Source organism: Flavobacterium sp., assembly GCF_036741995.1.
Taxonomy (GTDB): domain Bacteria; phylum Bacteroidota; class Bacteroidia; order Flavobacteriales; family Flavobacteriaceae; genus Flavobacterium.
This window is the reverse complement of sequence record NZ_DAINRG010000014.1, coordinates 1-22576: the sequence shown is the minus strand read 5'-3', so window position 1 is coordinate 22576 and position 22576 is coordinate 1. Positions and strand designations below refer to the sequence as shown.

General features: G+C 38.7%; 19 protein-coding genes. 5 read left to right on the top strand and 14 right to left on the bottom strand.

Going from position 1 to position 22576, the window contains the following annotated elements; all coding sequences use genetic code 11:
- Position 1: 1 nt before the first annotated feature.
- The 5 genes from V7D82_RS06480 (at position 2) to V7D82_RS06460 (ending at position 5079) form a co-directional block, all read left to right on the top strand.
- A complete protein-coding gene (locus tag V7D82_RS06480; protein ID WP_333600162.1) occupies positions 2-1144 on the top strand; it encodes an acyltransferase family protein in 1143 nt (380 codons plus the stop codon).
- The gene (locus V7D82_RS06475) at positions 1141-1710 is read left to right on the top strand and encodes an L-threonylcarbamoyladenylate synthase (protein ID WP_333600161.1); all 570 of its coding nucleotides are present in this window, start codon (positions 1141-1143) and stop codon (positions 1708-1710) included. The genes V7D82_RS06480 and V7D82_RS06475 overlap by 4 nt, the downstream gene beginning before the upstream one ends.
- 36 nt (positions 1711-1746) lie before the next feature.
- Positions 1747-3165 carry a CCA tRNA nucleotidyltransferase gene (locus V7D82_RS06470; protein WP_333600160.1) on the top strand — a complete coding sequence of 473 codons (1419 nt, stop codon included), beginning with the start codon at positions 1747-1749 and terminating at the stop codon, positions 3163-3165.
- 73 nt (positions 3166-3238) lie between these two features.
- Positions 3239-4261, top strand: a complete 1023-nt coding sequence (locus tag V7D82_RS06465; protein WP_333600194.1) for a COX15/CtaA family protein — start codon at positions 3239-3241, stop codon at positions 4259-4261.
- Positions 4262-4308: 47 nt separating this feature from the next.
- Positions 4309-5079 (top strand): CDP-alcohol phosphatidyltransferase family protein, encoded by a 771-nt coding sequence (locus V7D82_RS06460; protein ID WP_333600159.1) that lies wholly within the window; start codon positions 4309-4311, stop codon positions 5077-5079.
- Positions 5080-5120: 41 nt separating this feature from the next.
- On the opposite strand, the gene V7D82_RS06455 is transcribed toward V7D82_RS06460, so the two are convergent.
- The 14 genes from V7D82_RS06455 to V7D82_RS06390 all read right to left on the bottom strand — a co-directional run bounded on the left by V7D82_RS06455 (position 5121) and on the right by V7D82_RS06390 (position 22349).
- The gene (locus V7D82_RS06455) at positions 5121-5723 is read right to left on the bottom strand and encodes a thioredoxin family protein (RefSeq protein ID WP_333600158.1); all 603 of its coding nucleotides are present in this window, start codon (positions 5721-5723) and stop codon (positions 5121-5123) included.
- 3 nt (positions 5724-5726) lie between these two features.
- Complete coding sequence (locus V7D82_RS06450; RefSeq protein WP_333600157.1) at positions 5727-6209, bottom strand: TlpA disulfide reductase family protein; 483 nt, start codon at positions 6207-6209, stop codon at positions 5727-5729.
- A gap of 105 nt (positions 6210-6314) precedes the next feature.
- Positions 6315-7070 carry a LytR/AlgR family response regulator transcription factor gene (locus V7D82_RS06445; protein WP_333600156.1) on the bottom strand — a complete coding sequence of 252 codons (756 nt, stop codon included), beginning with the start codon at positions 7068-7070 and terminating at the stop codon, positions 6315-6317.
- A gap of 15 nt (positions 7071-7085) precedes the next feature.
- Positions 7086-7400, bottom strand: a complete 315-nt coding sequence (locus V7D82_RS06440) for a 2TM domain-containing protein (protein ID WP_333600155.1) — start codon at positions 7398-7400, stop codon at positions 7086-7088.
- The gene (locus V7D82_RS06435) at positions 7390-7704 is read right to left on the bottom strand and encodes a 2TM domain-containing protein (protein WP_333600154.1); all 315 of its coding nucleotides are present in this window, start codon (positions 7702-7704) and stop codon (positions 7390-7392) included. Before V7D82_RS06435 ends, V7D82_RS06440 begins: the two co-directional genes overlap by 11 nt.
- Positions 7695-9026, bottom strand: coding sequence for a 2TM domain-containing protein (locus tag V7D82_RS06430; protein ID WP_333600153.1), 1332 nt, complete (start codon positions 9024-9026; stop codon positions 7695-7697). The genes V7D82_RS06435 and V7D82_RS06430 overlap by 10 nt, the downstream gene beginning before the upstream one ends.
- A gap of 7 nt (positions 9027-9033) precedes the next feature.
- On the bottom strand, positions 9034-9207 hold the full coding sequence (locus tag V7D82_RS06425; RefSeq protein ID WP_333600152.1) for a hypothetical protein: 174 nt from the start codon (positions 9205-9207) through the stop codon (positions 9034-9036).
- A gap of 28 nt (positions 9208-9235) precedes the next feature.
- Positions 9236-9856 carry a tetratricopeptide repeat protein gene (locus tag V7D82_RS06420; protein WP_333600151.1) on the bottom strand — a complete coding sequence of 207 codons (621 nt, stop codon included), beginning with the start codon at positions 9854-9856 and terminating at the stop codon, positions 9236-9238.
- A gap of 164 nt (positions 9857-10020) precedes the next feature.
- A complete protein-coding gene (locus V7D82_RS06415) occupies positions 10021-12162 on the bottom strand; it encodes a TonB-dependent receptor (RefSeq protein ID WP_333600150.1) in 2142 nt (713 codons plus the stop codon).
- A 147-nt stretch (positions 12163-12309) separates the two neighbouring features.
- On the bottom strand, positions 12310-15882 hold the full coding sequence (locus V7D82_RS06410) for a T9SS type A sorting domain-containing protein (RefSeq protein WP_333600149.1): 3573 nt from the start codon (positions 15880-15882) through the stop codon (positions 12310-12312).
- A 201-nt stretch (positions 15883-16083) separates the two neighbouring features.
- Positions 16084-17469 (bottom strand): GH1 family beta-glucosidase, encoded by a 1386-nt coding sequence (locus tag V7D82_RS06405; RefSeq protein ID WP_333600148.1) that lies wholly within the window; start codon positions 17467-17469, stop codon positions 16084-16086.
- 20 nt (positions 17470-17489) lie between these two features.
- Entirely contained in the window at positions 17490-18491 is a 1002-nt protein-coding gene (locus V7D82_RS06400) for a glycosyltransferase family protein (RefSeq protein ID WP_333600147.1), read from the bottom strand.
- Positions 18488-19372 (bottom strand): UDP-2,3-diacylglucosamine diphosphatase, encoded by an 885-nt coding sequence (locus tag V7D82_RS06395; protein ID WP_333600146.1) that lies wholly within the window; start codon positions 19370-19372, stop codon positions 18488-18490. The genes V7D82_RS06400 and V7D82_RS06395 overlap by 4 nt, the downstream gene beginning before the upstream one ends.
- A gap of 55 nt (positions 19373-19427) precedes the next feature.
- Complete coding sequence (locus V7D82_RS06390) at positions 19428-22349, bottom strand: TonB-dependent receptor (RefSeq protein WP_333600145.1); 2922 nt, start codon at positions 22347-22349, stop codon at positions 19428-19430.
- Positions 22350-22576: the final 227 nt, after the last annotated feature.

Sequence of the window (22576 nt, the reverse complement as noted above, 5' to 3'; positions counted from 1 at the left end):
CATGAGTGACAACATTTACCTTTGTCTGATTCCGGTTTTCATGGTTTTGTTTGCCACCATTATTGCAACAAACAAGCTGATAAAACTCGATTTACTTCCGGTGAAATATCCTGAAATCGACGGTGTTCGCGGCTATTTGGCATTTTTTGTTTTTCTGCATCACAGCTTTATTTGGCAACAATATCTTCAAACCAAGGAATGGAATGATCCAAAATCTAATTTATTTACCCATTTCGGACAAACGAGCGTGGTGCTGTTTTTTATCATTACGGCTTTCCTGTTCATCACCAAAGTACTCGAAAGTAAAACCGATTTTGATTGGAATCATTATTTAAAAGCCCGCTTTTTTCGCTTGTTCCCTATGTACATTGTTGTGGTTTTGGTTGTGTTTATGATGGTGGGTTGCTATACGCATTGGGAGCAAAAGGACAGTTTTTTAAACATTCTGAAAAGTGCAGGTTCCTGGCTCTTTTTTACTGTAGATGGCACGACAGACATCAATGGTTTCAAAGACACTTTCCTAATGAATTCGGGAGTTACCTGGACATTGCCTTATGAATGGATGTTCTACTTTTTATTACCCGTTTTCGCTTTGCTGTTGCGCAAAAGTGTCAAGCCGAAAACAGTAGCGCTATTTACAGTTGTTTTCTTATTGATTCTTTATATCAATCAAGCGTCAATCCGCCACTTTATGCCTTTTATCGGCGGAATACTAGCAGCGGTTTTACTAAAGAAATTTGATTTAAAACCTATACTAAAAAAAGCTGTTTTTACCTTTATAGCCTTAGCATTACTGGCTTGCTCCGTTGGCTTTTTTGAAAGCGGCAGAAAACCGATTCCCATCATTATCTCAACGCTGTTTTTTATCATCATAGCTTCCGGAAATTCCTTTTTTGGTTTGCTGACCAGTTCGCTTTCGCGGAAATTTGGGCAAGTCACTTATAGTTTGTATTTGATTCACGGAACGCTATTATTCATCATTTTTTATGGAATCATTGGCATAGAAAGTGCCGCCAAATTGAGTAATCCGGAATATTGGGGCATTATTGCATTGACTGTAATACCTTTGCTATTCCTAAGTCAGTTAACTTTTAAATACATAGAATTGCCGATGATGAACTTTATTAAAACCAAAAAATCATGAGCGACATCAACACCGAAGTACACCAAGCTTTCGAAGTCATTCAAAATGGCGGCATCATCCTCTATCCTACCGATACGGTTTGGGGCATTGGCTGCGATGCAACGAATGTGGAAGCCGTAAAAAAAATCTACGCCTTAAAACAACGCGAAGAAACCAAGAGCATGATCGTTCTGATGAATGGCGAAAAAATGATGTACAACGTCTTCAAAGACATTCCGGAAACGGCTTGGCAAATTTTGGATTTATCCGAAAAACCAACTACGCTAATCCTGGATAATCCGCGAAATGTAGCCTCAAATATCATTGCCGAAGATAAAACCCTTGGCGTGCGCATCGTCAAAGAACCATTTTGTTTCAAACTGATGGAGCGCATGAAAAGACCGTTGGTTTCGACTTCCGCTAATATTTCCGGAATGTTTACGCCAAAATCTTTCAAAGAAATTTCACCCGAAATTATAAAAGGTGTTGACTATGTAGTAAATTTGCAGCACGACAAAATTTGCGACAAACCGTCTACGATAATCAAACTTTCGCTAGACAATCAAGTGAAAATCATTAGAAAATAGTTTTCTGTCGCAGTCGCGGTTTGCACATACAACAGCATGAATTACAAACAAGCATTAGACCATAAAATCTTTGAAATCGTTTCCAAAGCTTCTCAGGAACTTAACCTCGAAAGCTATGTGATTGGCGGTTTTGTCCGCGATTATCTGCTACAGCGCGATTTTAAAAAAGACATTGATATTGTTGCCATTGGCTCTGGCATTGACTTAGCCTTAAAAGTTTCAGAACTCTTACCACACAAACCCAAAGTACAGGTGTTCAAAAACTATGGCACCGCCATGTTGCGCTACAAGGAAATTGATATTGAATTTGTTGGCGCGAGAAAAGAGAGTTATGCCGAACACAGCCGCAATCCCATTGTAGAAAACGGTAGTTTGGAAGACGATCAAAACCGGCGCGATTTTACCATCAATGCCTTGGCTTTTTCATTGAATCAAAATACTTATGGCGATTTGGTTGACCCGTTCAATGGTTTAACCGATTTGAAAAACAAACTCATCAAAACGCCTTTGAATCCTGATATTACGTATTCGGATGATCCATTGCGGATGATGCGTGCCATTCGGTTTGCGACGCAATTGAATTTCACGATTGAAGCTGATTCATTGGCAGCCATTGAACGAAATAAAGACCGAATCAAAATCATTTCCGGTGAAAGGATTGTGGATGAGCTGAATAAAATTCTCTCTACTGAAAAACCATCGATTGGCTTTTTACATTTATACAAAACCGGGCTTTTAGAACTTATCCTTCCCGAATTAACTGCGCTGAACAACGTAGAGGAAATCGAAGGTCATACGCACAAAAACAACTTTTATCACACACTCGAAGTCGTAGATAATATTTGTCCAAATACCGATGATGTTTGGTTGCGCTGGGCGGCTTTGTTGCACGATATTGGCAAAGCGCCAACAAAGCGTTTCAATAAAAAACAAGGCTGGACTTTTCACGGACACGAATTTCTTGGTGGCAAAATGGTTAAGAAAATCTTCGAAAGATTACACATGCCATTGAATCAAAAAATGAAATTTGTGCAAAAAATGGTCATGCTTAGCTCAAGACCAATCGTGCTTTCGGAAGATATAGTGACTGATTCAGCGGTGCGCCGTTTGGTGTTTGATGCCGGTGAAGATGTGGATAACCTAATGACGTTGTGTGAAGCGGATATCACAACCAAAAACCCAACGAAGTTTAAAAAATACCACAACAATTTTGATATCGTTCGCCGTAAAATCATTGAAGTCGAAGAACGCGATCACGTTCGTAATTTTCAACCACCTATCAGTGGGGAAGAAATTATGGAGATCTTTAATTTAAAACCTTCCCGCGAAATCGGAGTGTTGAAAGAAGCCGTAAAAGAAGCCATACTGGAAGGAGAAATTCCGAATGAATACCAAGCGGCTTATGATTTTGTTTTGGCGAAAGCCGAGAAAATGGGGTTGAAGAAAGTAAAATAAATTGATATTAGATTAACTTTTGTTGAAGCAGAAATTTGCATCATCATTAGTTAATTTTGCAAAACATTTTTATATAATGAAAAAAGATAAATCAGTAATCATCTGGCTACTTTCCGGTTGTGTTTTAGTGTTTGTAATGGTGGTCGTTGGCGGTATCACCCGCTTGACGAATTCCGGTTTATCGATGACCGACTGGCATTTGGTAACCGATACTTTTCCTCCGCTGAGTGATGCAGCTTGGCAACAGGCTTTTGAGGCATACAAGAAATTCCCTGAATACCAGAAAATCAATATTCACAACAATTTCCAATTAGCGGATTACAAATTCATTTATTTCTGGGAATGGTTTCACCGCTTTATCGGCAGAATTATCGGCTTGGTATTTTTAGTGCCTTTTGTTTATTTTTTAATCAAAAAACGAATCGACAAAGACACCTTACACAAATGTTATGTCCTTCTGGGAATGGGTGCCCTACAAGGTTTTTTTGGTTGGTTTATGGTGAAAAGCGGTTTGGTTGACAATCCCGATGTGAGTCATTTCCGGTTGTCATTGCATTTGACTTTTGCCTTTATCACTTTTGCTTACACGCTTTGGGTAGCCTTAGATTTAATGTATCCTGAAAAAAATCAGGTCATTGTTCCTTTAAAAAAATTGGCTCGAATTACATTAGTATTTCTTTTAATACAAATTATTTACGGCGGTTTCGTGGCCGGATTAAATGCCGGATTGATTCATAACCATTGGCCGCTTATGAGTGACGGACAGTTCTTTCACGACAGTATCACATTGGAAAAAGATACCTGGTTAGCCCGATTTACAGAAGGCAAAAGTGGCGTGCAATTTGTTCACCGAACAATGGCTTATGTAGTAGTAAGTTTGATTGTTTTCCTCTATTTTAAAAGTAAAAAATATACGCTTTCGAAACCACAGCAAAACGGATTGAATGCTTTGATTTTCCTTGTATTTTTACAATTCACTTTAGGTGTTTTTACACTATTGTATAGCGTTCCGCTTTGGTTGGGATTGACACACCAAGTGATGGCGTTCTTTTTACTAACCGCGATGACCTATACGTTACATCGATTATCAAAATAATACGCTTGCCCAGACTATATTGTCGCAATTCCTTGTTTATAACTTAAATGTCTAAACTTGCTACACAGGATAAATTTTTAGATTTATCAGATTACGGAAGATCTTTCGGGCGATTTTTTGCCAATCAGTTAAAAAATACCCGCTTCACTCCTATTCATGTAACCCTACTTTTTGGGCTTTCCGGACTGATTGCCATTTATTGCATTTTGCAACAACAGTATTATGCGGCAGCCTTTTTCATAGTACTAAAATCAGGAATTGATGCTGCCGATGGTGAATTGGCTCGATTGAAAAATACCCCTTCTTATTTCGGGAGGTATTTGGACAGCGTATTTGATATAGTGTTGAATTTCTTGTTTTTAATGGCGATTTGTTATGTTTCCAAAACTACAGTTTGGTTCACATTTCTGGCCTTCATTGGCCTACAACTTCAAGGAACATTATACAATTACTACTATGTGATTTTAAGAAATAAATCGGTTGGTGGCGATAGTACCAGTAAAGTATTTGAATACAAAACACCTAAAGCCTTGCCAGGGGAAACTCAGAAATCGGTTAATATTTTATTTGGAATTTACTCCGTCGTTTACGGTACTTTTGATAAAATCATTCACGCTTTAGATCCTGAAGCCTACAAAGTAAAAACATTCCCTAACTGGTTCATGACCTTACTGTCTTTATACGGATTGGGCTTTCAATTGTTAATTATAGCTGTAATGCTACCCATGGGTTGGATAGAATTAATCGTACCGTTTTTCATAGCCTACACGCTGTTGATATTGGCTTTGATAGGTATTCGAAAAAGCTTTATTCACTAGTTATTACAAAAAAAAAGGACTTCAGTTGAAGTCCTTTTTGCTTACGCTTTCTTTGCTTTTATCGAGCAACCTATGACTTTCGTCACCGCTGGTGATGGGTCTTTTCCATTTTCCAAAGCTGCAATGGCGTCTTCCAGATAATGTTGTTTTACTGCCGAAGCATCATCAGCATTATCATCAATGGCTCCGATGTATTTTACTATCAAATTTTTATCCAACAAAAATACATGTGGTGTTTTAGTCGCGCCATATTGCGGATATATTTTCTGGCCTTCATCTACCAAATAAGGAAAAACAAAGCCTTTGGTTTTGGCTTTCTTTTGCATCAGGGCAAACGTATCATCTGGCTGTACCTCGGGATCATTGGAATTAATCGCTAAAAGCACATACCCTTTCGATTTGTATTTCTTAGCCAAATCATTAACCCGGTCTTCATATTTTACCGCAAACGGACAAGTGTTACATGTAAAAACCACAATAAAACCTTTGGCATCTTTGTAATCAGCCATACGGTGCATTTTTCCGTCAACAGATTTCAAATTAAAATCGGTGGCTTTGTCACCGGGCGCATACCCACCGGCCACAGGCAGTGTCGTTCCTAAAAAAGAGGTAACCAAAACAGCAAAAAGAGGAATGATTTTCATATCTTATTTATTTAAGTTGGTAAAAGAGTTAACGTAATCGTTGAGTTCGGCAAAACTTTCAAAATCGTGCTCCGCAAATAGTTTCCGTTTGCCTTGCACCATCCAAGTGGCGGGAATAGAGCCCGACCAAGTTTTATCTACCTTAGGAAGCCAAGTGTTATAATCCTTATCATCAAGCAGCACAACTTCGGCGGTGATGTTTTTTCTTTTCAAAAAAGGAAGCAGTTTTTTTTCTAAATCTTTTTTACTGTCCAGACTGACTAAGATGACTTTTACGCTTTTATTTTCGAGATGCAGTTTTTCAAAAGAAGGCAATTCTTTAACACAAGGCGCACACCAAGTGGCCCAAAAGTTGATCACATAAATAGTCGAATCGTCTTGCACAATGGCTTTTTCGGCAGCAGCATAAGTATCATAAACTGCCACGTTTTGCGCAGTGGTTCCAATAGTGATTAATCCGAAAAACAAAAGGTAAAGTAGCTTCATGTTATTAAAAAAGGGCAATCAAAAAGGATAACCCTTAACGAATTTAACAACTTAAAATAAAGCCAAGAAGCTAGTTAACAAAATTTTACCAACACTTTAACAGTCTTACCCCAGCCATTCCTTAAAATCATTCACACGTTCTCTGGCAACGATTATCTCATCGTCTTTGTAGGTGGGAAGAATGACTTTCAGTCTGGAGTTGCTGTAAAGTTGTATTTCTTTGATGGCTTTCATAGGGACTATGAATTTTCGGCTTACGCGATAAAACTCTTTTGGATCGAGTTCCGTTTCGAGTTGCTCCAAAGTGTTGTCTAATAAGTAATCACGGTTGTCAAATGTATGCAGATAAGTTCCTTTGTTTTCACTGTAGAAACATTCCACCTCATCAATGGTAATCATCTTGAGTTGTTGTCCCATTTTGATGGTGAATCGCTTTTTATAAGTTCGGTCTATGGGGTTGACCAACATTTTTTTGATCATTTCAAAATCGAGCGACAGGTTGGGCGCTGTTATATTTCGGGCTTTGAATTTATTGACTGCCGTTTCCAAATCGTCTTCGTCTATCGGTTTTAATAAATAATCAATGCTGTTTAATTTGAAGGCTCGCAACGCATATTCATCATAGGCTGTGGTAAAAATCACAGCGCTTTTAATGTCAATGGTTTCAAAAATTTCAAACGACAAACCATCCGAAAGTTGAATGTCGAGAAATATCAAATCAGGATGCGTATTGGTGTTGAACCAATGAATGGCTTCTTCTACAGAATGCAACAACGTATTCACCTGCAAGCCAAGTTTCTCTACTTTGCGTTGCAGTAATCGGGCTGCCGGCTTTTCGTCTTCAATGATAATGATGTTCATGTCAATTTGAAAATGTTATTCCCACTTATTGTTTTTTTCTTTTTCCATGAGTTCTTTTATCTTTCGTTCTTCCCAGTCTTTATTCAGGATAAAGGTTGGTGTAAAAACGGAAAGTCCGTGAGCCAGCAAACCAATTCCCCAAAAAAGGGCAGTTGATAAATGACGCCATTCAAAACTCCATTGTCCCTTATCAAACTCAATCTTGGTTACAATAATCATCGTATTAATGACAATATAAACGATTAGATGCGTATAAAAGCCTTTGATTTTCTTTACCCGTTTGAGCGCTTGCTGGTATTTGATTTCATCGGGCGTGAGTCTATTTTCCATGGTTGCGTTGTTTTTCTTGGTCCATAAATTCTTTCAGTTTTCGTGCTTCCCAATCTTTTCCAAGGAACGGTGTGTAGTTGAATGCTTTCATACCGTGGAATAACAATCCGATTCCCCAGCCCAACATCGGCCAAAAGAACCACAAATATTCCGGTGAATATTTCAAATTGATGAATAACAAAAACAAATTCACCACCACATAGGAAATTAGGTTTCCGTAAAACCCTTTGATTTCGTCCACCTGCTTTTTAGCCCGTTGGTATCTTTCGTATTCCTGATACTTCTCTTCCATGATTACTTCCATTTATTTTGTTTGTCTTTGTTTAAAATCTCCTGAATCTTTTTTTCTTCCCATGATTTGCCGTAACCAAAGGTTTCTAAAGCATGAAATGTTACTCCCATTCCCCAACCAAACATTGGGAACCAAAACCATTGAAATCCGCCACTTTTTAGGTTAATAAAAATCAGCACCGGAATCACACAGCAATACGAAATTAAGTTGCCGTAAAATCCTTTGAGTTTTTCCACACGTTCTTTGGCCCGCATGAAAGCCATATTTTCATTATAGATATTTTGCGTTTCCATAAAAGCGATTTGTTTGGTTAGTATCGGAATTTTGACTTTAAAGCAATCAGCCGTTTCTTCGATCAACACCTTGCGTTCGGATATCAGTCCGTACCGATTGACTATGTTTTGCAATCCTACACCTCGCCTATCCTGCAGCACTTCTTTCTTCTGTAAATTGTTTTCTACTATCAGATAATTATTCTCAATATAAATCTTAATGTGCAATGGTTTTTGTTCGCTGGCCACATTGTGTTTGATGGTGTTTTCCAACAACAATTGCAGCGATAGCGGCACTACTCTAGCCTCAGGATTATCAAAATCACTTGACACCTCATAAGTAATGCTGTTTTCAAAACGCATCTTTAACAGGTTCATGTAGGTTTTGGCGAAAGCCAATTCTTCCTGAACGGTGACCAATTCTTTGTCCTTTTGCTCCAACACATAGCGGTAGATTTTAGACAAGGAAGTGGTAAACTTTTGAGCATTATCCGGATTCTCTTCTATTAGCGAACTCAGTACATTCAAACTGTTGAACAGAAAATGTGGGTCGATTTGGTTTTTTAAACTTTCAAACTGTGCCGAAGCGGTTCCGGCAATGATTTTTTGCTCTTTAACCTTGTTTTCGGTATAGGCTTTGTAAATGTAAAAAGCATAAAAACAAACGAGTATAATAAAAGTCATTACCGTAGCAAAAACATAATTGGCAGCATGTTCGTTGGCCCAATATTGCTCAAAAGTGTTTCCTTCTATAATAACATCCTCTAGAATTCGCAATAAGAAAATAACGCCCAAGGTCATGATAAAAGAGGCAAAAAAACCAACCAGTATTCGCCTGGCGGTAAATCGCTCATTGGCAAATTTTTTATCCAAATAAACAAACAGCCATTGATTAGAGTACCCAAGCGAAACAGAGTACAAAATCGTATACAAAAAGCGAACACCCAAATGGCTGTCAATTACTAACTTTTCACCATAAATAAGGTTCAGCAAAATAATAATTACGAAAATAATTAAGCCGATTCCTAATGATCTGAGTAGTTCTTTTATGGTGAATTTCATAGTGGTCTTATTTGTTTTTTTCTGCTCTGTAAATGGCCGAGGCGATAAAACCTACTCCCATGCCCACCATCGTTCCGATGCCTGCTTTATGAAATGCCATCCCTATTCCGATTCCAACGAACATAAAACCTACGAAGATATACCCGGCTATTTTATTGTTGTCTTTGTTTTGATTTTCCATGAGTATTTGATTTTAAAGTTAGTTGTTCTTATTTACAGTTTTTCAAGGTTTCCTGTGCTCTTTCCAATCCCCAATTTGGATAAAACGGTCCTTCCGGTTTAAATTTAGCAAATAAATCGATGGAACGTTCTACTTCTTTGCATAGCTTTTTAACATCGGCACCAGTCCATTTGGCACCATTGATTTCAAAATCGGCTTTCCCAAAAACGGCTCTTGGATTCTCCGGAGCCAGCGCTAAGGCTTTATAATATTCTTCCATTACTTTTCCTGAATATTTCATTCCATTGGTCATTGGGTCTTGTACCAACCAAGCCGTATACAATAGCGCCTGCAACACGATGATTTCAGGATTATTCGGGCTGATGACACTGGCATTGTCTACCGCCGTTTGGGCTTTGTCTAACAGAGCCGGCGCTTTGTCTTTGTTCGCCGGATTGAAGGCTGCCGTAACGTTGACCATGCCTACGTAGTAATTCGGTAACCAATTGGTTTTTTCAGCCGAAGCGATTCTTTCAAATAAAGCCGAAGCCTCTTCTGTTTTTCCTTCTTTCCAAAGTCCCATAGCTTTGCCCATGCCTTGTTCAAACTGTGTTTGTGCGTTTAGTAACGAACAGATAAAAAATGTAAATGCGGTAATTAGTGCTTTCATACTGTTTTGGTTTAAGATTGTTGTATTGATTTTGTGATTGAAACTTATTGTTAATTATACTTCAAAAGTATCTCGGTTTTTATTCTTATAAAATTTATAGTGACCGAATTGTTGTTTTTGACGGATGAACTGTTTTTTTGGACTGAGTTTTTTTACTTAGAACCTTAAAGATTCTTCAACTGATTATCTTTCTTATTATCACTAATAGTCCAAAAGAAACCAACAAAGAAAAATCTATCTGCCGTTGGCGTAACTTCTTTTCGGTCATAAACTCCGCTGCCATTGGGTGTGTTGGCATAATCATAGCCAAAGACATTCTGTGTTCCTAAAACATTGGAAACCGAAAAATACAATATCTTTTGTTGCGTCAGCAAATACGCCCAGTTAAAGCTTAAGCTGTTATAAACTTTAGTTTTCCCGTTCATAAAAACCGTCTCATTCGGATTGTTATAAGGTCTCCCGGTGTTGAACTGATGCGTAAATCCTATTTGTGATTTCCAATCCGGAATCCAGTATTTGGTTACTAAGGACAAACTGTGTTTGGATACAAAGCTCGGCGTAACCTCAGCGGTGTAATTTTTATACTCTCTTTGGGTGTCAATGTAGGAATACGAAACCCAGTACTCTAAATTTTTAATCGAATTGCCATCTCTCCAAAACACATCCAAGCCTTTGGCAAAACCGGTTCCGGCATTGGAAAACTGGGAATCGTATTGGGCTCTTGGCGTGTCGTATTTTACCAAATCGCTGTAGGCTTTCCAATATACTTCAGTACGCAGCGTTCTGTTTTTCTTTACGTATTGGTAATTCAAAATGTAATGCGCGGCTTTCTCGGTTTTGAAGTCGTTCGAATATTTCAGATACTCTTGTTTGGGTGCCTGTTCAAAGTTTCCGTAAGCAAAAGAGAACTGACTGTTTTTCGAGACTTTATAAGCAACCGAAGCTCTTGGCGAAATACTATTTTCACGGATATAATTGTTATTCGAAGCTCTCACTCCTACTTTTGCCGCAAAGTTTTTCGAAAAAAAAATATCAGCTTCGGTATACACCGCAGCAATATCAGCATCATAACCGCTGCTGAAAGTTGTGTTGTAATCTTCATCGAATTTAGTAATGAAATAATCGGTACCAAAGTTCAGTTTTACTCTGTCGGAAAGCTTTTTCGTCAGTTTCAGTTTCATGTGCGAAGCGTGTTCAGCATTGTTCACTCGGTTGGCATCGATGTCAATTTTATTTTGTCCATAGCCATAACTCAAACCGGTAAACAACTGCCAGTTGCCTCCAAAATTTCCTTTATAGGAAGTATTTAAATAAAAATTATTATTATTCAAATTCACCCGCACTTTCTCGGGCTGATTGATATCTTCCTGATTCAAATCGAAGCGGGAAGCATCAAAAGCAGCGTACATTTTAAAGATTCCATTATTGAAATTATAGCGATACACCGTTTCTCCCGAAAGCGACTGGTAAGGTCTATTCCAATCCACATTCTGAGGAATGGCTACCTGATAAGGAGCTAAATCGATATAAGCGGTATTCACACTCAAGGAACTTTTTTTCCATTTTTGGGTATGACTCAAGCCTAACCCCACCGTCATTAAGGATATATCGGTTTTGTTTTGATCAGCTTCGTCCTGCGTATTTAACAATAACACACTCGATAAAGCTTCCCCATATTCCGCGGAATAGCCACCGGTAGAAAATGAAATGCCACTAAACAGAAACGGAGAAAAACGGCCGCGAGTTGGTAGGTTGTTGGTGCTCGCTCCATAGGGTTGGGCCACCCGAATACCATCTACAAAGGTTTGGGTTTCATCGGCTTCACCACCACGAACAAAGAGTCTTCCATCCTCGCCCACTGTTTGTGTTCCCGGCAAGGTTTGCAAAGCCGCAATAATATTTCCGGCCGAACCGGCTGTAGTAACAATATCCAAAGGTTTCAATACCGAAACCCTGCTTTTTTCTCCGGCACTAAACGTTCCGGCAGTAACCACCACAGCATCCAGCGAATTGACACTTTCTTTGAGTTTGAAGGTTTTGTCTTTGCAATTGTTGGCATCAATCAGAACTTTCAACGTTTCAAAAGCCAGGTAACTTACTACCAGCGTTTGATTGTCTTTGGCATCGGTAGTAAAACTGAATTTCCCGTTTTCATCTGTCGACGCTCCGTCATAAGTCCCATCAATAAAGACATTGGCACCAACTACTGGTTTGTTTTTTTCATCCACTACCGTTCCGGAAATCGTATTTTGTGCGTTGGCGGTAAGGGCTAACAGTAGAAGTAGAAAAGAGTAAAAAGACTTCATAAGTTTGTGTTTTGATGCTGCAAAGATTCATCAAACGTTAAAACTATACAATTTAAGATTACCGAAGTGTTATTTTTTTGGGATGAGTTGTAACTAATAAAAAAAGGGCGCTTATAGCGCCCTTTTAAACTCTGTATTATATCGAGTTTATTTCTTAACTAACTTTTTAACGATAGTTTCATTAGTAGTTTCGTTAACCAATTGGATAAAGTAAATTCCGGTTCTTAAAGAAGAAATGTTTTCGTTTACTGTATTAAATCCTTCGGTAACCTCCAATTTTCTGGTACTCACTACTGAACCATCAATAGTAATAATTGACATGGTTACTGCATCATTACCTGCTAAAGTCATATCAATATTGAACGAATCTGAAGCAGGGTTTGGATATAATTCAATGGTGCTATTTACAGCAACATCGGCTCTATCCGTTTTGGCACCACAAGCAACACTTAGCAATGTAATTGATTTAGCAGTGCTGGAAATAGCACAACTATTTAAGGCAGCTACTTTCAATATGGTTTTAGTAACCGTTGTAGGGACAGCAGAAAAATCAACTTCAACAGTATTCGTTCCCTGACCGTTAACGATTACAGCACCATTAGCCGGAGTCCAAGTATAGCTAGTCGCCCCGATGGCTGCAGGAATAGTGAAAGTTTGTGTAGCACATCTGGTAAATGAGGTTATCCCTGCTGAACCCGTAGCTATTCCGATAGCTGCCATTGAAGTACTAAGTGTAATTGTTTTGGCCAAAAGACTTGCTCCAACCACATTACGAGAATAGATTACCAATGATTTTTCAGGAATTGCTGTTGTAGTAGTAACGGTGAATCCGATTGGATAAGTTACTGAAAAAGTAGCATCAGTAGTTGTTAATACATTGGATGCATTAGAAGAATTGCTTGCCGAAGTAACCACTGAACCCGTTGGAGCAGTAATACTATAGCCTGTTGCTCCCGTTTTATAGTTAGCGGTTGTTATTGAATAGGAATAAGTATTTCCTCCACACAAACCAATAATTTGACCGGCAACTGCAGTAGGAGCTGTAGGAAGTGCAGCTGTTACTTTTAACAATTTAGCAAGAGAAGGTGTAATTCCTGTTGCTGAATAAGTTGAAGTAGCATTAGTAGAAGGTGGTACCGGTGCGGTATAAGCTTCGGTGTAAGTTGGATTATATAATCCCGATATGTTGTTATTGGCAACAACATCAGTATTAGTGGCATTACTGGTAACCGAATACCCAACACCATTTTTAGCTTTTACACCTAAATATAACGTGTTGTTTGTAGTAGGACTGGTAATTCCGGCAAATGAAACCAAAATGGAATTTTGATCACTTGTAATAACAGTTCCATAGGGAGCATAAGGAGCACTAGTTGTGGCGCCGTAAGCTCCTGAACCAACTATTTTTTGAACCGCTGTTGATGTAGTTACGGTAGTTGAAACACCATTAACATCAAATGTATAAGCATTATAAGTAACTACCCAAAATTTAGTTCCTACTGTAGAAGGCGTTGAACCTGGTGCAAAAAATGGTTCAGCAGTATAAGTAACATTAGTAATTACGGGAGTAACACCACTTGGAATGTATAAGGTAACCCCTGTTGGCAATTCCCATTTGAATGAAGTTCCATCAATTGAAGCACCTGCCGTTAAAGTAAGTATTGTATTTGTCCCTAGATAAGGTCCAATTTTAGTGATGGCTATGGCCGGTGTTGGATAACCTTCATTAGTATTCAATATTTTAATTGAAGCCGGTGCTTTAGGTAAAGCTTTGGTAATGGCTAAAACTTTTGCTCCGGTTTTACAACCACTGGCATTAACCGCTTGACATTGGATAGACCCCACAGTTCCGGCTCCATAAGAAACGTTAGCATAGTTAACGGTAATGGAATTTGTTCCTTGACCACTAACGATATTAACTCCTAATGGCACAGTCCATAAATAAGAAAGTGAACTATTTACGAAAGCTGGAATAGTATAAGTAAATTGAGCTGTAGTCCCCACATATTTACCAACAGCTACAGCAGACACTGAACCTTCTGGTCCTGTTCCTGTGATAGCTCCTAAAACTTCCGTAGGCAAATCATTTACAGTAACTGTAATTTTAACTCTGGCGCTTTCAATTCCTGTATTACTGATTTGAGAAACCCAGTAATCTTTTGTTCCGGCTGTAGTAGTAAGAGGGGTTGGAGCTGTGGCTAAAGGAGTTCCGCCTGTAGCTGCAGCATACCAATTTAAAGAAACACCTGTTGTGGTTAAGGTAGCTGTTAATGGAGCTACTATATCTTTTTTACAATAGGAAACATTATTGACTAAAGGAGTAGTACCGGTAGCGGTAACAATATAAGCGGTTAAAGCAGAATCGGAAAAGTCAGCACCAGAGAAAGCTGGTGAAGTTGTTCCAGGTCTGTAATCTAATCCTAAATAGGTATTAGTAGCAGCGTTGTAAGGCAATGTCAATAATCCTGTACTTGATGATTGGAAACTATTACTGTTAGCTGTAAACCAAGAATTTTGAGACGTTGGATTAACACCTCCAGTATAAGTAGCGTCAGGAGTTCCGGCAATGATATTGTTTTTGAACTTTAATAATCCTGCATTAGCATTAGCAGCTGTACCATCTAAGAATAAATAATTGTTTTTAAAATCCATAAAAATGGAATTGTACACTTTCAATTGTGTTAGTCTTCTCAAACGCAAAGCTCTGGCATGACCGGCAGCTATAGTAGCCGTTGGAGCTAACGTAGCGCGTAAGGCCGGACCCACTAATGTACAGTTTGTAAATATAGCCGTAGTATTATCGTACCCTGTAGCGGCTACAGTAGCTGAAGCGTTGTTATCCGATTCAAATCCTTCTGAAGTAGAAATAGCAGGATTATCAGCTATAAGCGGATCTTTTATCCCTAAAGCAAATTGAACGATTCCTTTGTACCCGTTATCCGTATCAAAATCATCATCTAAACCTCTGTAAGCCACTAAATGTTTACAATTTACGGCACCACCAAACCATTCGAATGAATCATCACCTGAGTAAGAAACCTGAACGTAATCAATTGACGTTCCGCTACCAACGGCACCAAAGGTTAACCCGTTGATTTCGTTGTTTGGAGAAAATACAAATCCTCCGAATTCAATTCGGACATATTTTAAAGATCCTGAGCTATCAGTATCCTTTGGCAAAGCACCTCCACCGTATTCCGTATTAACAGTGGCTGTGATTCCTTCGATATTATTCACACCATTGTTTAAATTGAAACCGGCTTTACCCAAAAGAATAATACCTCCCCAATCTCCGGCACTTCTTCCTTGTGCCACTGTTTTAGCCGATGTAAATACAATCGGGCTGGCCGCTGTACCTACAGCATTTAATTTAGCTCCTTTAGTAATTACCAAAGCCGTTCCGGTATTTGAAAAAACACCTTTAACAATTACGCCTGGTTGGATTGTTAAAGTAGCGTTGTTGGTAACATAAATAAGACCGGTAATGTAATACGTCTTCCCTGTCGTCCAGGTAGTATTAGTCGTAATGTTTGTAGTCACATTAACTACCGTAGCAGCATCGGGATAGGTTTCATTTTTCGGATCCCAGTTGGTCCATGAATCCGTCCACATGGCTGTAGGAGCAGGTGCAAAAGCACCACGATAAGAAGTTGGCTCAATCTGAGCACTCACAAAATTGACTACTAAAGCCAATACCGCGATAAAATAATTTTTTTTCATTGTTAAAGTGTTTTTTGTTGTTAGACAAGGCAAACTTAAAACCACTAAAACAACTAGTTGTAAATGAGGAATTACTAAAAAATAATTTTTGAGTTAAGGAATAGTTTGGCACTTAAAACGGTTTGTAAAGTAGTAGCCAGCTATATGTTTATTTAATGTTAATTGCTTCTGAAATGGGGAAATTCAATGATAAAGCGGTTCTCACAAAATACCTCCTAATGGGTTTGCTAAAAAATCCCGGTACCAATATCCGGAGTTTTTTATGGTTCTTTTTTGCGTAGTGAAATCAACATGTACCAATCCGAAGCGTTGCTTGTATCCTTCGGCCCATTCGAAATTATCGGTTAGCGACCAAACGAAATAACCAGCCACTTTGCCGCCACTTTCTTTGGCATACAATACTTGTTGCAAATATGATTGGAGATAGTCGGTTCGTTCTTTGTCGCTGATGCTGTCCCTTTTTACTTCATCAAAAAAGGAAGCGCCGTTTTCGGTGATGAGTAGCTTTTGAATTCCATCGTATTGACTAAACTTTTGAATCATATAATAGATAGATTTAGGATAAATTTCCCAGTTCATCGCTGTGTAGTTAACGTTTCTTTTATGAGCCGGAATGATCTTGGCATTGATGTAGGGAACATACGAATTATGCGCCACTACTTCTCTGGTATAATTTTGCAACCCAACGAAATCAAACGCTGCCTGCAGCAACTCGTCATCACCTTTTCTAAAATACTTGGCAATATGTTTCAAAAAAGGCAATGTCTTAACCGGATAACCCAACCCTAAGGAAGGTTCTATAAATACTTTATTTAGTAAGGTGTCCACCCGCTCGGCAGCTTTTATGTCTTTTTCGGTATAGGTTTTTGGAGTGATATAAGTACAGGAAAACGTAGTACCCACCTGAGCTTCGGGCTGTAGTTGTTTGATCGTTTTACAACCGATGGCCTGACATAACAACGCATGATGCAAGGCTGGCAGAAAATTATTTAACCCTTTTTTCCCCGGAGCATGGACTCCAAGAAAATAGCCGCCACCCGTAAAAACAGATGGTTCATTCAATACTATCCAGTACTTTACTTTACTTTGGAATGCCTTGACACACACCGTAACATAGGCTGTAAACCAGTCCAGGATTTCGCGGTTGGTCCAGCCTCCTTTTTTTTCTAATGCTAACGGCAAATCCCAGTGATATAAGGTAACCAAAGGCTCTATGCCATTTTCGATACAAGCATCTAAAACCTTGTGGTAAAAATCAATACCTGCCTGATTTACCTCACCGATTCCATCCGGAATAATGCGGGACCATGACAATGAAAATCTGAAATTGGGAATGCCGAGTTCTTTAATGATGGCAATGTCTTCCTTGTAGTTTTCATAAAAATTAGTGGCTGTTTTGGGAGAATCATTATTGGCAATGGCATTTCTTTTAGTTGCAAATTCATCCCAAATGGAGGCTCCTTTTCCGTCTTTATCGTGTGCGCCTTCTGTTTGAAAAGCGGATGCCGAAACACCCCAAAGGAAGTCTTCCCCAAAATCTTTTTTACTAATATCAAATTTGGTATCATTCTGATTTTTCGAAATCATTCGCTTTACTTATTTGGCAGTTATTTTTTATTGCTTTTGACATGATTTTTTACAATTAAATCAATGATTTCCTCAGTGTTGTCCTGATAATCCACTTCAACGATGGTATCGCTGTTCACCCAGGCACTAATGGATTCGATATTTTTTTTGCTCAGCTTCTTAAGTACTGCAACACCCATTTCCTTGAGCATGGCAGCATTGCAATGCTGTTCGTATTGTTTTTTCATCGGAATGACTAACAATTTTTTCTTCAGAAATAACGCTTCACTTGTAGTGCCAAAACCGGCATTGGTCAAAACGCCAGCTGAAGACGCAATACTCTTTAAAAATAATTGCGAGTCAATTGGAAAAATGGAAACATTAAATATAGTATAAGCCTTCTTGCTGTGCTTGGAGAAAACCTGCCAGTCAACATGAGGTATTTTTTTCAGTCGGTTGATAATCTGAACATCATCATAGGAAGGTAAATAAACGGTGTAATGCCCCTCATTGGTTGGTGTCATTTCCCGAACTTCTTTTCTAATTACAGGCGTAAATACGGTGGCATCTAAGCGTTTAAAATGAAAACCATAGTTGTATTGAGTGGGCGCATAATTTTGTAAAATCAATTTACCCATCATATCGTCTTTTTTGGGTTTTGGAGCCAAAGGATGCAAAGTCACCACCTGATTGCTGAGCCCAATACAAGGTTTCTTGGCTTTGATGGCGGCCCAAACGGACACCGGTTCAAAATCACTGATGATTAAGTCATAGTCGGTAACATTTAGCGATTTTATGTCTTTTAAGAGCTTTCCCGAATTGAGTTTCAAAAAAGTTTTCCAAAAATCTATGCCGCCTTTTTTACCAAAAATAAAAGACAAACCACACAATTTATATTTGACCGGAAATGGCAATTCAATATCCGATTGTATGCCACTTACCAGTATGTCCAAATTGCCTTTTTGCTGAAGATATGGAATAATCTCGATGGCTCTGGTGATGTGCCCGTTGCCGGTTCCCTGTACTGCGTAGAGTATTTTCATGTTTTGAATTTTAGTTCCGTCTTGGTGGCCGTTTCCATAAAACCATCCAACATTTTGTTGAAAATTTGATGGGTATCTAATGCGGCTAATCCCTCCTCCTCGTGTTCCGCTTCTTCAAAATCTTTATCGTCATACCGAAACAAGGTCCATTGCTGATTGTGGTATTCCAAAGCCGTTAAATTCTCTATCCAATCCCCCGAATTCATATAGATGACTTCGCCATCAGCGGTGGCAATCGTTTTTATTTCCGGATGGTGAATGTGCCCGCAGATGACATAATCGTAATGATTGGCAATGGCAATCTCAGCGGCTATTTTTTCGAAATCATTGATGAATTTTACGGCTTTTTTGACGCTGTTTTTTATGGTTTTAGACAAGGAGATTTTGCCTTTTCCCAGTTTTACCGAAACCCAATTGCAAAAAGCATTCAGTAATATCAGAAAGTCATACCCATGCGAGCCCAATTTGGCCAACCATTTTGAATGCTGCATCGTAACATCAAAAACATCCCCGTGGAAAATCCAGGTTTTCTTGCCGTCCAATTCAACGACTAATTTATTATCGATGACTAACGAACCCATTTTATGACCGGCAAACTTTCGCAGCATTTCATCGTGATTGCCCGTGATGTAATACACTTTGACTCCTTTGTTCACCCAGTTCATGATTTTGTGAATCACCTGCATGTGCGACTTGGGCCAGTACCGTTTGCTGAATTGCCACATGTCGATGATATCGCCATTGAGCACGACAACTTTGGGTTTGATACTGTTGAAGTATTTCAAAAGCTCTTTGCTGTGACAGCCGTAAGTACCCAAATGAATATCGGAAATCACCAGAAAATCTATTTTCCTTTTTTCTTTTTTCTTCTTTTTTGACATAATGGGTGGTAGTAAAACTTATTGTAAAAGGCCTTGATTATGCTAAAAAATACAACTAAAAATTATAGGTTAATGACAGGGAGAATGTCTGTCCGTATTTGGTTCTCCATACAACATCGTCAGTACTTGAATCGTATCCGTTTTCATTATCAGCACTTCCGGTGAAAATGTAATTGGTCACATCAACAAATGCTAAATGATCATTAACTGTCTTTTTGGAATTGTTCTGATAAAAAATTAAATCCTGTGCCAGTATGTTTTGAATGTTTAGCTTCAATTCTAATTTGTTTTTATAAAACGACTTGGCAATCTGCATATCCAAAAAAGTTCTTGCCTTTTCCCAAATGGCCGGTTCTACTTCGCTGGCGGTGTAGGCAATCCTGTTCCCTACCCGGTTCACATTGGTTGAAAATGTCCAGCCGTTATCTTTGTTGCTGTATTGCAAACCGGCATTTAACACATAAGGCGATTGGCCCTGCAAGGGTCTTGAAGTATCCACATTCGCCGAATTGAAATTGGACACATCCACTTTTGACTTGATGATGGCAATGTTGGAAAACAGGGTTATATTATCAAACAAAGTCGTTCTTTCCGAAGTGAATAAAGAGCTTAACAAGGTTCTGAACTCAAGCTCAATGCCACTGTTTTTGGCACTTTTGGCATTTCTGTACGTAACTGTTTTGTTGTTAACTTCCTGCTGGATTTCTATCGGATCGGTAAATCTTTTGTTGAAGTAGGAAACCGAAAACAACTGCCCTTTTCCTGGATAAATTTCATAACGCAAATCAATATTCTGAACCTTGGCAATCTTCAAATCGGGATTTCCCTGAGTAAAAAACTGAGTGGTAAAATCATAAAAACCAAAAGGAGCCAGCTCTCTAAACTCCGGACGGTTTAGTGTTTTCGAATAACTCAAACGCAGGTTTTGCTTTTTATTGATAGAAAAAATCAAATTAGCCGAAGGTAAAATATCTGTTTCATGAGTATCCAAAGCCAAATAATCCGTCTCTGTTAAGCGCGAGTTTAGGGTTTGAACATAATTTTCTATGCGAACACCCCAAACCAAACGGAAACGGTTGTATCGGTTATCAAGCATCAAATAGCCGGCATATAATTTTGAAGCAGCTTTATAAGAATCGGTGAATTTGGTAAAATCAAAAAGTGTAAATCCATTTACTCCCGGGGAAAGCTGACCCATATTGGCCACGTTAAAAATGGTAGCATTGGGAAGCGTCAGTAAGTTATAATCAAAATCACCACCCGATGTCAAAGTGTTATACTGCAACTGACGCGAATAGAAATCACGGTCTCTGTTTTGCGCAAAGCCTCCCAGTTTGAGTTCGTTGGCAGAGGCTTCCCCAAGATTGAATTTTTTAGCGATATCCAATTTGGCTCCTTTGATCGTTTCTTTATTCTCCGAAAAAAACATCCCGCCGCCATAATCAGGGCCTCCGTTATTGTTGGCAATGGCAGCATAGGCAATGGTTTCATTGGGATCAGTACTGTTGGGATTGGCAATAGAATAAATATTCCTTCTCAAATTGGGAATCGATCTGGTAATATCGCTGAAAAACGGCGTAAACGTAAACCTGATTTTTGGCTTTGGAAGATAGCTGTCAAAGTTCAATTGCCCTGAATAAATCCGGTTGCTGGTAAACCATCTGACATCGGCGTTGATGACTCTGGTATCGGTTACATCTTTTTGCCCACTTCTGTCCACCACCAAATCGGTTGAATTGATGCTGTAAATGTTTTTAAAGGTTATGTTGTTATTTTCATTGAACTTGAAAGAGAAATTGGCCAAGCCACCCGTTAATACTTGTTCGCTGTAATTTTTATCGTTGAATTTTGAAGTCAATACGGATGGCAAGTCGGGATCGGGTCTATCGTATTCGTTTCTAACCGTTTCATTGTAATTGTTGGTTTTACTATTGGATACTGAAAACAACATTCCGAAAACTTTGTCTTTAAAATCAAAATGACGTCCTATGGAATATTGAAAACTCGTATTTGGTTTAAAACTGTTATCTCTTATATTCCAATCTGATTGGAACGATTGGGCAATGGCGGCTCTGTCCTGGTAAGACAACGCATTGAAAACGGCTGTACTCGGAATGGTAGCCGGCATATCTCTTTTACCATTATCAAATCCCAGCCAGTCGGTACCACTGCCTTCATACGTTTTTTGATTCTTCCAGGTGGTAATCGTGTTGTAACCGGAGCCTACAGTCACCGACTGAAAGTCTTTATCCGGAACCGATTTCGTGTTAATCTGAATGACACCACCGGCAAAATCTCCCGGCAAATCAGGAGTAGCGGTTTTGGTAATAACCAAATTATCTAACATGTTCGACGGAAAAATATCAAACGAAAAAGCCTTTCTATCGGGTTCAGAACTAGGTAGTGGGGCACCATTCAGGAAAGCAGCATTATAGCGGTCATTTAACCCTCTGACAATCACAAACCGATTATCCTGAATACTGGCACCACTTATTCTTTTCAGCACATCCGAAGTATTCCTGTCGGGAGTTCTTTTAATGGTTTCTGCCGAAATACCATCCGAAACATTAGCACTGTTTTTTTGTTGTGTTAATAACGATTTAACCGACTCCACTTTAGCCTTTGTCGTTTTGATAACCACCTCATCCAACTGATTGTTCTTTTCTTCTAAGGATATGGTCAGGGTTAGTATTTCGTCTTTAATTACTATAACTTCTGTGATTTCTTTTTCCTGAAAGGTTAAAGCCGTTACTTTCACTTCATAGGTGCCGGGTTCAATTTTAGAAAACATAAAAGTCCCCTCGGCATCGGTCACTCTTGATTTGTTAAGTCCTAGTATCGTTATTGTAGCACCGGGTAGTGGTTGTCCGGTTTTGTCTTCGATGACAATTCCTTTAATTCCCGAAGTTTGTGCATACACTACAGGAAATGAAAACAATAAAATAAACAAATAAAAAGAAGGTAGTTTTAAGTTCATGACAGCTAAATGTTAATAAAAACAAAAGTATCAGGCTCATTACTAACAGGCATTATTTAAAAATTAAGGAATTGTTATACTACAAAAGAGCATAAGTAACGGTATCGTTAACAAATGAGAATCGATGTTATCGGAGTGTAAGTTTTTTTTGGGATACAGTGTTTTTTTAGCGTAATTGAGGAACTGAATCGCTGAGGAACCAAGTTGTATTTATTTGAATTATTTAC

What these genes read in the sequence shown, in the direction of transcription:
- V7D82_RS06400 (WP_333600147.1), bottom strand. Translation starts at nt 18,491, where the DNA reads ATGAAAATACTCTACGCAGTACAGGGAACCGGCAACGGGCACATCACC.
- V7D82_RS06405 (WP_333600148.1), bottom strand. Translation starts at nt 17,469, where the DNA reads ATGATTTCGAAAAATCAGAATGATACCAAATTTGATATTAGTAAAAAA.
- V7D82_RS06430 (WP_333600153.1), bottom strand. Translation starts at nt 9,026, where the DNA reads ATGAAATTCACCATAAAAGAACTACTCAGATCATTAGGAATCGGCTTA.
- V7D82_RS06410 (WP_333600149.1), bottom strand. Translation starts at nt 15,882, where the DNA reads ATGAAAAAAAATTATTTTATCGCGGTATTGGCTTTAGTAGTCAATTTT.
- V7D82_RS06445 (WP_333600156.1), bottom strand. Translation starts at nt 7,070, where the DNA reads ATGAACATCATTATCATTGAAGACGAAAAGCCGGCAGCCCGATTACTG.
- V7D82_RS06460 (WP_333600159.1), top strand. Translation starts at nt 4,309, where the DNA reads ATGTCTAAACTTGCTACACAGGATAAATTTTTAGATTTATCAGATTAC.
- V7D82_RS06390 (WP_333600145.1), bottom strand. Translation starts at nt 22,349, where the DNA reads ATGAACTTAAAACTACCTTCTTTTTATTTGTTTATTTTATTGTTTTCA.
- V7D82_RS06440 (WP_333600155.1), bottom strand. Translation starts at nt 7,400, where the DNA reads ATGGAAAATAGACTCACGCCCGATGAAATCAAATACCAGCAAGCGCTC.
- V7D82_RS06470 (WP_333600160.1), top strand. Translation starts at nt 1,747, where the DNA reads ATGAATTACAAACAAGCATTAGACCATAAAATCTTTGAAATCGTTTCC.
- V7D82_RS06480 (WP_333600162.1), top strand. Translation starts at nt 2, where the DNA reads ATGAGTGACAACATTTACCTTTGTCTGATTCCGGTTTTCATGGTTTTG.
- V7D82_RS06455 (WP_333600158.1), bottom strand. Translation starts at nt 5,723, where the DNA reads ATGAAAATCATTCCTCTTTTTGCTGTTTTGGTTACCTCTTTTTTAGGA.
- V7D82_RS06415 (WP_333600150.1), bottom strand. Translation starts at nt 12,162, where the DNA reads ATGAAGTCTTTTTACTCTTTTCTACTTCTACTGTTAGCCCTTACCGCC.
- V7D82_RS06450 (WP_333600157.1), bottom strand. Translation starts at nt 6,209, where the DNA reads ATGAAGCTACTTTACCTTTTGTTTTTCGGATTAATCACTATTGGAACC.
- V7D82_RS06395 (WP_333600146.1), bottom strand. Translation starts at nt 19,372, where the DNA reads ATGTCAAAAAAGAAGAAAAAAGAAAAAAGGAAAATAGATTTTCTGGTG.
- V7D82_RS06475 (WP_333600161.1), top strand. Translation starts at nt 1,141, where the DNA reads ATGAGCGACATCAACACCGAAGTACACCAAGCTTTCGAAGTCATTCAA.
- V7D82_RS06420 (WP_333600151.1), bottom strand. Translation starts at nt 9,856, where the DNA reads ATGAAAGCACTAATTACCGCATTTACATTTTTTATCTGTTCGTTACTA.
- V7D82_RS06435 (WP_333600154.1), bottom strand. Translation starts at nt 7,704, where the DNA reads ATGGAAGTAATCATGGAAGAGAAGTATCAGGAATACGAAAGATACCAA.
- V7D82_RS06425 (WP_333600152.1), bottom strand. Translation starts at nt 9,207, where the DNA reads ATGGAAAATCAAAACAAAGACAACAATAAAATAGCCGGGTATATCTTC.